The sequence below is a fragment of the Actinoplanes sp. NBRC 101535 genome (assembly GCF_030269225.1).
Lineage (GTDB): Bacteria > Actinomycetota > Actinomycetes > Mycobacteriales > Micromonosporaceae > Actinoplanes > Actinoplanes rectilineatus.
Genome location: NZ_BSSY01000005.1, coordinates 581,126 through 590,403, shown reverse-complemented (window position 1 = coordinate 590,403; position 9,278 = coordinate 581,126). Strand labels below are relative to the sequence as shown.

At 70.3% G+C, this 9,278-nt stretch carries 7 protein-coding genes; 4 read left to right on the top strand and 3 right to left on the bottom strand.

The features are described from left to right. Window positions 1-596 precede the first annotated feature (596 nt). Window positions 597-2,816: an ATP-binding protein gene (locus tag QSK32_RS17690; protein ID WP_285472565.1), complete on the top strand. Its 2,220-nt coding sequence runs from the start codon at window positions 597-599 to the stop codon at window positions 2,814-2,816. A 109-nt stretch (window positions 2,817-2,925) separates the two neighbouring features. On the opposite strand, the gene QSK32_RS17685 is transcribed toward QSK32_RS17690, so the two are convergent. Further along, on the bottom strand, window positions 2,926-3,660 hold the full coding sequence (locus QSK32_RS17685; RefSeq protein ID WP_285472564.1) for an STAS domain-containing protein: 735 nt from the start codon (window positions 3,658-3,660) through the stop codon (window positions 2,926-2,928). 390 nt (window positions 3,661-4,050) lie between these two features. On the opposite strand from QSK32_RS17685, the gene QSK32_RS17680 reads away from it, so the two are divergent. Genes QSK32_RS17680 through QSK32_RS17670 form a run of 3 tightly spaced genes read left to right on the top strand, consistent with a single transcriptional unit; the run spans window position 4,051 to window position 7,010 of the window. Next, the gene (locus QSK32_RS17680) at window positions 4,051-6,186 is read left to right on the top strand and encodes a catalase (RefSeq protein WP_285472563.1); all 2,136 of its coding nucleotides are present in this window, start codon (window positions 4,051-4,053) and stop codon (window positions 6,184-6,186) included. Between the two features lie 40 nt (window positions 6,187-6,226). Continuing rightward, a complete protein-coding gene (locus QSK32_RS17675) occupies window positions 6,227-6,610 on the top strand; it encodes a winged helix-turn-helix transcriptional regulator (protein ID WP_045747814.1) in 384 nt (127 codons plus the stop codon). Between the two features lie 7 nt (window positions 6,611-6,617). Beyond that, on the top strand, window positions 6,618-7,010 hold the full coding sequence (locus tag QSK32_RS17670; protein WP_285472562.1) for an HflX-like GTP-binding protein: 393 nt from the start codon (window positions 6,618-6,620) through the stop codon (window positions 7,008-7,010). A 327-nt stretch (window positions 7,011-7,337) separates the two neighbouring features. Here the strand turns inward: QSK32_RS17670 and QSK32_RS17665 are convergent, their stop codons facing one another. Both QSK32_RS17665 and QSK32_RS17660 read right to left on the bottom strand, forming a co-directional pair. Further along, on the bottom strand, window positions 7,338-7,877 hold the full coding sequence (locus tag QSK32_RS17665; RefSeq protein WP_285472561.1) for a hypothetical protein: 540 nt from the start codon (window positions 7,875-7,877) through the stop codon (window positions 7,338-7,340). Continuing rightward, window positions 7,870-8,775, bottom strand: a complete 906-nt coding sequence (locus tag QSK32_RS17660; protein ID WP_285472560.1) for an oxidoreductase — start codon at window positions 8,773-8,775, stop codon at window positions 7,870-7,872. The genes QSK32_RS17665 and QSK32_RS17660 overlap by 8 nt, the downstream gene beginning before the upstream one ends. Window positions 8,776-9,278 lie beyond the last annotated feature (503 nt).

Genomic DNA, 9,278 nt, shown 5'->3' with positions numbered 1-9,278 from the left:
ACCTGGTCGGCGTCATCGGCGAACAAGTCCTGGCGAACCTGCTGCCCGACCGCCGCATCCGCACGAAGTCCCGCATGATCAAACGCTCGAACTCCAAATACCAGGCCCGCGGACCGAACATCGACCGTCACACCTACAAGGCCACCACCAGCATCAACGTCGTCACCGACGAGCCTTGACGCATGAGCCATCCGCCTAACTGAACGGCGTTGCGGCTAGACACCTAATCGCCGTCAGGGTCTGCCTGCGTGGTGACTTCGGGCGCGCTGACTACCCGTAATCACCACACCTCCACGGGTGTGGTGACTTGGGGCGTCCAGCGCGCCCGTATTCACCACACCCCCACCGGTGTGGTGATTTGGGGCGTCCAGCGCGCCCGTATTCACCACGCCCCCACGGGTGTGGTGACTTCGGGTGTCCAGCGCGCCCGTATTCACCACACCCAGTTCGGGCGTGTCGGGCGGCTGAAGTCGCCACACCCGTGTGGGGGACCGTCCCGCCACGGCCCCGCCCACGACGGCGAGGGAGGACCGTGCGGGACACGGCAGGCCGGGAACGGGGATCCGCCATCGTCGACGTCTATATAGGATGCCGGCGTGGATCATCTGTGGGGCCTGCTCGCCGAAGCTCAGCAGATCGAGGACCTGCCGGTCCGTGAGGAACTGCTCAAGGAGATCACCCGGCGGTGCGACCAGGAAGCCGCACCGGAGATCGCCGCTGGCGCGTTTCTCGGCCTCACCGCCATGTTCGTCCATGCCGGCCGCTGGAAGGAGGGTTTCGGGACCTTCGGCGCCGCCCTCGCCCTGCACGACTCGCAGCCCGCCCGATTCACCAGGGAGCAGCAGGATCAACTGCTTTTCTGGTACGGGCACATGGTCGACGACATGATCGATTTTCCGGACGTACCCTTGGAACGGCTCGAGCACCTGATAGCCGATCTCGAACAGCGGCTCGCCGACCGAGGGTGGCCCGCGGTCTCTCAGGCCCGGCGCCGGCTGGCCCAGACGGTCGGCGACTGGCCGGCCGAGGAGGCCGCCTTTCAGCGCTGGCTGGACACGGGCGGTGCCGACGAGCCGGACGCGGCCACCGAACCGTGGCGGGTCGAACGTCTGGTGCTGCGGGGCGACCCGGTGTCCCTGGCCGGCGCGTTCGCGTTGACCGACCCGATCCTCGCCGGCGAGCCCGCCCCTCGCAGCGTCATCGCCGCGATGCAATGCCAGGTGTTGCTGCCCCTGGTCGCCGTGGGCCGTCACGCCGACGCGGTCGAGGCGTACCGCTGGGTCATGCTCGCGATGGCGAACGGCGTCCACCGGTACGAGACCTACGCGCTGCGCATGGAGTTCTGCGCGCTCACCGGCAACGCCGACGAGGCGGTCGGCCTGCTCACCGTGCTCGACAAGTTCGACCGGTTCGAACGCCCGGCGGGCCGGATGCATCTCGCGACCGCGATCACCGTGCTGACCGCCGCCTATCTGCGTACCGGCCGGGGCCAGTACGTGGTGGGCCAGGGCGACGGCGAGGGCACCCCGATGTGGATGCTGCACGACCGGATGCGCACGATCTGCCTCGACCTGGCCGCGCAGTTCGACAAACGCAACGGCACCACGGCGTGCGGTGACCGGGTGCGGGCGAGGCTCGACCGCGAACCGCTGATCGGCTTCCTTCCACTACGGCCCGGCGCGGTCGCCGGCGACGTGTCCCCGCCCGCCGGGATGAGCGATGCCGACCTGCTCGACCGGGTGCGATGGCATCAGGCTCGCGACGAGGTCGCGCAGGCCCGCGCCTGCCTGGAAGCCGTCCGTGAGCCGGCCGGGCCGCTCGGTGGGCATGCGGCCGAGATGCGGGCCCGGTTGCATGCGGCGACCGACACCCGGGAGACGATGCACGAGGCGATCGCCCGGCACCGCGAGCGCGGCGAGTCGACCATCGCGCTCCTCGCCGAATGCTGGCTCGGCCTGCGCCCCGACGAACCGGACGGTCACGCGCTGACCACCCGCGCCGCCGAGTCCCTCCGCGCAGGCAGCGACGACGAGGCGGCCGGCTGGGCCGATCTCTGGTACGCCTACGTGCTGGTCCGCCAGGGCCGTTTCGGCGAAGCGGTGTCGACCGTCCGCCGCGGGGCCGAACGCTCCCGCGGCCACGCGCTCGCCGAGGGCGTACTCACCAGGATCGAGGCGGCCTGGCACAACCAGCTCGGCAGCGATCCCGTGCTGACCGCGCACCTTGCGGCCCGCGCCATCGACCTGTTCCTCGAGGCCGGCGCGGGCATCCGGGCCATCGACGCGGTGAACGACCTCGCGACCGCCCACGCCCGGGCCGGCACCGACCCCGAGTTCCGGGCCCTCGTCGACGATCTGCTGCGACGCGACCTCCCGCCCGAGGTACGCGGCCACCTGCGCCACCTGCGCGGCCGCCACCTCCTCGACTGCGGCCGCGCCGCCGAAGCCGTCGACGACCTCTACGACGCCCACGGCCAGCTCTTCGCCCGCGCCGAGGACCACCGCGACGCGGCCCTGCGGCTGATGCAGGCGTGCGCCGCGGCGGGCCGCCCCCGCGAGGCCTTGGAGGCCGGGGTGCTCGCGACCCAGACGCCCGCGGAGAGCGAACGCGACCCTGCCCGTACGAACCTGCTGCGCTTCACCATGGCCGAGTCCTACCTGCGTATCGGCTGGCTGGGGGCGGCGCTGCCCGAATACGAGACCCTGGTCGAGTCCCTGCGACGCCTCGGCGAAACCAGAACCCGGATGTACGACTCCGCGGCGACGACGCTGGAGAACCTCCGGGTGGCGGTGGCCGAGGACAGGCAGCACGGCTGAAGAGGGCGACAGGCGCTGCGTCACTGGGCCGAGACGGATCCGGACCGGGGCCGGCCGGCTCCACACGCGCCGCTGGGACCTGCTACTCGAACGGTCGTGCGGACGAGGTTCAGTCGGTGGCGAGGGCGGCCCAGACGACCTTGCCGTCGGTCGTCGGCAGCCAGCCCCAACGGGTGGAGACGGCCTCGACCAGCCGCAGGCCCCGGCCTCGCAGGGCAGAGACGTCGCCGTTCGTGGACATGAACGGGGCGTCGGATGATCCGTCGCGGACAGCCACGTGGACGTGGCGGGAGCGGTGGCTGATCTGCAGGGTGAGCATGGTGCTGGCGTGTTCGACGCCGTTGGAGACCAATTCGCTGGTCACCAGGCTGGCCGGGGCGATCAGGCCGGGCAGGTCCCAGGCCGCGCACGCCTCGGTGACCAGGTCGCGGGCCCGGCGGGCGGCGCCGGAGACCGGCAGCAGGCGGTCGGTCATCGACGGGACGGTGACGCGACCGGCGGTGACCGCGGCCAAGCCCACCGCCAGGTCGGGGTGCACCACCAGCATGCCGTAACGACCGCGCAGCAGCAGTGCGGCGGCCTCCTCGGAGGGTGCGCAGAGCAGCACCGGCGTGCCGGGCCAGCGGGCGGCCTGCCGGGTGACCGCGGTGAACAGGGCCAGCATGGTGTCGTCGGCGAGGGTCATCGCGGACATGTCGACGAGCAGGGCGTGTGGCTGTTCGGCCAGGCATCTGAGCAGGGCCTGGTGCAGCCGGGGGGTGGCCGGGATGTCGAGGATGCCGGTCACCGCGACGACGATGCCCGCGTCCCGTTCGTCGACGGTCCAGTGCAGTGGCGCGATCATCGTTCCCGCCCTCCGTCGACCGGATTCGAACAGATCAAGGCCGGGGTTCCCTTTCCGGCCTACGCCAAACTACGCGGGGTGCGATGCGTCGCCTCCATCACGACGATGGCCCCGCCGGGTTCCTCGCCGCTGTCGCCGCGCAGCTGGTTGCGGCTGACCTCACGATGTCGCGGTTGAGCAGGCGCCGGCCGACCGTCTCGGGCCGGTAGAGGTTGGGGGGCGGCGGGAAGGACGGAGACCGTCGCGCGGAGCGCCCCGACGACGATGAGGTCGCGATGCTCCGCCGGGCAACCGTGCGTCGTGGAAACCAGCCCGTCGACTCACGTTAGAGGGCTTCACCACCGGGTACACGCCAGGAGTCAATATAACGACAAAGAGGAGCTAAACAGAGTGAACCCCCGTGATTCGCAGATTCCCGGCGCACCCGGCAGTGCCACCCCGCCGCTGGCCGAGCCGACCACGCCCACCGACCCGCTGCCGCCCAAACCGGAACAGGGCGCCCCGGAGCCGCGTACGCCGACCGGCGCCCCCGCCGGCTGCCCGGTGCACGCGATGGGCCAGCAGGGGGAGTACCTGACCACGGCCGGTGGCACCCGGCTGCGCGACACCGACCACTCCCTCAAAGCCGGACCGCGCGGCCCGACACTGCTGCAGGACCACCACCTCCGCGAGAAGATCACGCATTTCGACCACGAGCGGATCCCGGAGCGGGTGGTGCACGCCCGCGGCACCGGCGCGCACGGCGTCTTCACCGGGTACGGCACCGCCGACGCGATCACCCGGGCCGGTTTCCTGGCCAAGAACAAGGAGACGCCGGTCTTCGTCCGGTTCTCCACCGTGCTCGGTTCGCGTGGCTCGGCCGACACGGTCCGCGACACCCGCGGCTTCGCGACCAAGTTCTACACCGACGAGGGCAACTTCGACCTGGTCGGCAACAACATCCCGGTCTTCTTCATCCAGGACGCGATCAAGTTCCCGGACGTGATCCACGCCGGCAAGCCGCACCCGGATCGGGAGATCCCGCAGGCACAGAGCGCCCACGACACGTTCTGGGACTTCGTGTCACTGCACACCGAGGCGCAGCACCACACCATCTGGAACATGTCGGATCGTGGCATTCCCCGCTCGTACCGGACGATGGAGGGTTTCGGTGTTCACACCTTCCGCCTGGTGAACGCGGCCGGGGAGACGGCCCTCGCCAAGTTCCACTGGAAGCCCAAGCTCGGGGTGCACTCGCTGGCCTGGGAGGAGGCGCAGATCGCGGGCGGTGTCGACCCGGACTTCCACCGACGGGACCTCTACGACGCGATCGAGGCCGGGGCGTACCCGGAATGGGAACTCGGTCTTCAGGTCTTCCCGGACACCCCGGAGGAGACCTTCGCCGGTATCGACCTGCTCGACCCGACGAAGATCGTGCCGGAGGAACTGGCCGAGGTGCAGCCGGTCGGCAGGCTGGTGCTGAACCGGACACCGACCAACTTCTTCGCCGAGTCCGAACAGGTCGCGTTCCACCTGGGCAACCTGGTGCCGGGCATCGACGTGACCAACGACCCGCTGCTGCAGGGCCGGCTGTTCTCCTACGTCGACACGCAGCTGACCCGGCTCGCCGGCCCGAACTTCTCGCAGATCCCGATCAACCGCCCGCACGCGCCGGTCAACGACATGCTGCGCGACGGATACCACCAGCAGGCCGTGCACGGGGGCGTCGCACCGTACCGGCCCAACTCGCTGGACGGCGGCAATCCGTCCCCTGATCCGGAGAACGGCTTCGTCGATGTCCCGGTGCGGGTCGCCGAAGCCCCGAAGATCCGGCAGAACCCGGTGTCGTTCGAGGACCACTACAGCCAGGTGCGACTGTTCTGGCAGAGCATGAGCCCGGTCGAGAAGGAGCACATCGTCGCGGCGTACACCTTCGAACTGGGCAAGTGCTACCACCAGACGATCAAGGAACGTCAGCTGCAGTGCCTGGCGGAGATCGATCCGGTGCTGTGTTCCCGGGTGGCCGACGGGCTGGGCCTTCCCGCGCCCACTGCTTCGTCGCCTGCCTCCTCACCTGACTCGGTGTCCTCGTCCCCGGCCCTCTCCCAGGTGGGCAAGCGCTGGCCGGTCGAGGGCCGGATCATCGGCGTGGTGGCTGATCCCGGTGCGGACGCTGCGGCCCTTTCGGGGGTACGCGACGCGGTGCTCGAGGCCGGCCTCGTACCGTTGCTGATCGCTCCTCGCGGTGGCAAGCTCGCCGACCTCGACGTGCAGCGGACCTTCGACACCGCGCGGTCGGTCGAGTTCGACGCGATCCTGGTGGCCTCGGCCCCGTCCCCTGTCGACCCGCGGGTCCTCGTCCTGATCAGTGAGGCGTGGCGGCACGGCAAGGCGATCGCCGCGTGGGGCCCGGGCGCGACGGTCCTCGCGGCGGCCGGCGTCGAGGGCACTCCCGGAGTCGGCGTCGTCGACTCCGGCAGCGAGGCCTTCGCCACCGTGCTGGACCTGCTCGCCGAACACCGCGTCTGGCAGCGCTTCCCCGCGTGAGGGTTCCTGCCCCGTTCCCGCCGGGCCGTACAGTGGCCCGGTGGGAACCAGGCAGGAGATCAGCGAGCTGCCGCCGGAAGCCGATCTGGCGCGCGCCGACTCGCTGGCCCGGGAGATCTTCTCGGACATCGCGAACAAGTGGGCGCTGCTCATCATCGAGTTCGTCGGGCAGCGCACGATGCGGTTCAGCGAGCTGCGCGACGCGATCGGCGGCATCAGCCACAAGATGCTGACACAGAACCTGCGCACCCTGGAACGCAACGGGCTGATCGTCCGCAAGGTCCACGCCACGGTCCCGCCGCGCGTGGAGTACACGCTGACCGAGGCGGGGGCGGCGTTGCGTACCGTGGTCGACGGCATGTGTGGTTGGACCCAGGAGCACCTCGCCCACATCGAGGCGTCGCGGCGCGAATTCCCGTCCTGACACTGCGATGAAACAGTATCGGGACAGGGGCGACCCGCTGGCCGGTGCCGACGTCGTCCTGGTCGGTTTGTTCTCCGGCAACGAGAAGCAGTATCCCGTCCTCCTCGACGAACTGGCCAGCCTGGTCGAGGCGAGGGGTGCCCGGGTGGTGGCGCGGTTCGTCCAGCGCCGGGGCGCCTCCGACCAGCGACGTCACCGGCCCGGTGGCGCGTCCCGGATGAGCCGGCCGTACTCCCGGCGGATGCTGCTGTCGCACGGCAAGGTGCGCGAGATCGCCGAGGCCTGCCGGGAGGCCGAGGTGACGGCTGCGGTCTTCGTCAACGTGTTGACGCCGCGTCAGCGGAAGGTTCTGACCGAGCTCCTGGGGTGTCTGGTTTTCACTCGCGACGAGTTGACCTGAACCGGTAACTCCCTCACTGTCATTCGGCCGACCGTTCGTATTGTTTTCGATTCCTCGTTTTCTGGAAATTCGGAACTTTCGGGATCATCGAATCTGGCATGATCCGCGGACTGTCAGGGCTTACAGGTCCGGAATCCTTTGTGGCAGTCTTTTCGGCATGGGGCAGCTGGGATTGTTCACGAGGGCGGAGGTGGCCGGGATGCGCGATCGCACTGCTTCACGCAGCTATTGTCCGGAGGTTGAGGAATTCCGTCGCGACCACGAGATCCGTCGCGCCTATGGCTTGGCTCGTCGTCACGCGGTGCGTTCACTGCGGCCGCGGTCGGCTCAGACGCCGGGCGAGGCCGCCCACCGGGCAAGAGTCGATGCTCTGCGTGCGGCGGCGCGCATCGTGCTTGCTGAGGTCACGGCGAGCGAGGAGCGTCCGCAGGTCGAGGCCGCTCCCATGCCGGTGCCGCCCATGCAGGTGTCGCCCGTGCGGGCGTCGTCCGTGCCAGTATCGCCCGTGCCGGTGTCGCCCCTGCCGGTGTCGCCCGTGGCGGTGCCGCCGGTGGCGGTGCCGCCGGTGGCGGATCCGGTGGGCCGGAATGTGTCGGCGCGCATGGAGACGGAATCGAACAGTCGCGATGCCGGAGCCGATGGGCTGACGCTGGCCAAGGATGTGAATGGCGAATCAGGCCCGTGGCGGAAATCTCTGGGGCCGTCCGGTTCTCGATTGCGGAGCGTGAGGGCAGGAACGGTGCCCTGCGAATTGCGGATGAAGCTCGCCAAGGCCGGGGCGTCGCCGCAAGGGCCCGCGCACGTCTGGGGATTCATCCGGTCGTCGACGGCGACGTCCCGCTCCGGGCGACCGGTCCGTTCAACCACGGGGATAGACCACGCCCGTGAGTTCCTCCGACAGTTCCCACAGGCGAGTGGCGGACACGGCATCGTGCAGGGCAGGCTCCTGCGGACGGCAGGTCGGAGCACCCCGCAACTGCAGCAGCCCGCGAGGCACCACCCAACTCCCACCGGGCAGATCAGCGGTGGCGGCATGCAGGGAGGTGCGGGCACCCCGCTCGACATTCTGGAAGAAGAGGCGTTCGGCCGTGCGGACCAGCAGGTGATAGCCCTGGCCGCGAGCCCGGTTGGCGCCCCCGGTCAGGATGTTCGTGCGGGTCAGCCCCGGAGCCACCGCCATGCTGCGCAGCGCCCATCCCGCCCGGGCTGCCCGGCGCTGCAACTCGACGGCAAACAGCAGATTGGCCCGCTTCGACCAGACATAGGCGTCCGAAGCCCGATAACCCTGCCGCGCATCCAGATTGGCGAAGTCGAACCGCCGCGCGCGATGCCCCTCGCTGCCGACCGTCACCACGCGGGGCTCACGCCCGGCGAGCAGGTGCGGCAGCATCAGCCCGGTCAGCGCGAAGGTTCCCAGGTGGTTGACGCCGAAGTGCATTTCAAAGCCGTCCCGGGTACGCGCGAACGGCACCACCGCCACCCCGGCGTTGTTGACGAGCAGATCGAGACGGCCGTGGTGCCAGTCGCCGGCGAACGCCCGGACGGACGCGAGAGCGGCGAGGTCGAGCTGACGCAGCTCGAGTCGCGCACCGGGAACCTCGGCGCGCAGGCGTCCGAGGGCGGCCTCCCCGCGTTCCCCACTGCGGCAGGCGAGCGTGACGTGGGCGCCCCTGCGCGCGAGTTCCCGCGCGGTGACGTAACCGATGCCGCTGTTGGCGCCGGTCACGACGACGAGCCGTCCACTCTGATCGGGGATCGTCGCCACCCGGCACCACCCTCACGCATCGGCCACTGCCGATCCTGCACGCGTGCGGCACCCGCTTCAATCCGCCAACCGGCGGGGCGGCATGCTGGGCGATCGAGGAGCAGTCACGGGCCGGGCGCGGCGCACCGTGGGCGCGACCACGGCGTCGCCTTGCCGCCACCCCGCAGCAGCGATGTCGCCCCGGAGGTCCACGCTCGACGGGGTTCAAGGCCGCGATCGACCGCTACAGCCGGCCGGGACGTCCGCTCCGCCAGCAACGCCAGGCCATCGTCGACACGAACCGGTATGGTGCGCTCGGTGCGCTCGGTGCGCTCGGTGCGCTCGGTGCGCTCGGTGCGCTCGGTGCGCTCGGTGCGCTCGGTGCGCTCGGTGCGCTCGGTCAGCCGGTCAGCCGGTCAGCCGGTCAGCCGGTCAGCCGGTCAGCCGGTCAGCCGGTCAGCCGGTCAGCCGGTCAGCCGGTCAGCCGGTCAGCCGGTCAGCCGGTCAGCCGGTCAGCCGGTCAG

Excerpts from the sequence above, each read along its gene's own strand:
- QSK32_RS17685 (WP_285472564.1), bottom strand. The coding sequence starts at position 3,660 with ATGATCGCGCCACTGCACTGGACCGTCGACGAACGGGACGCGGGCATC.
- QSK32_RS17670 (WP_285472562.1), top strand. The coding sequence starts at position 6,618 with ATGAAACAGTATCGGGACAGGGGCGACCCGCTGGCCGGTGCCGACGTC.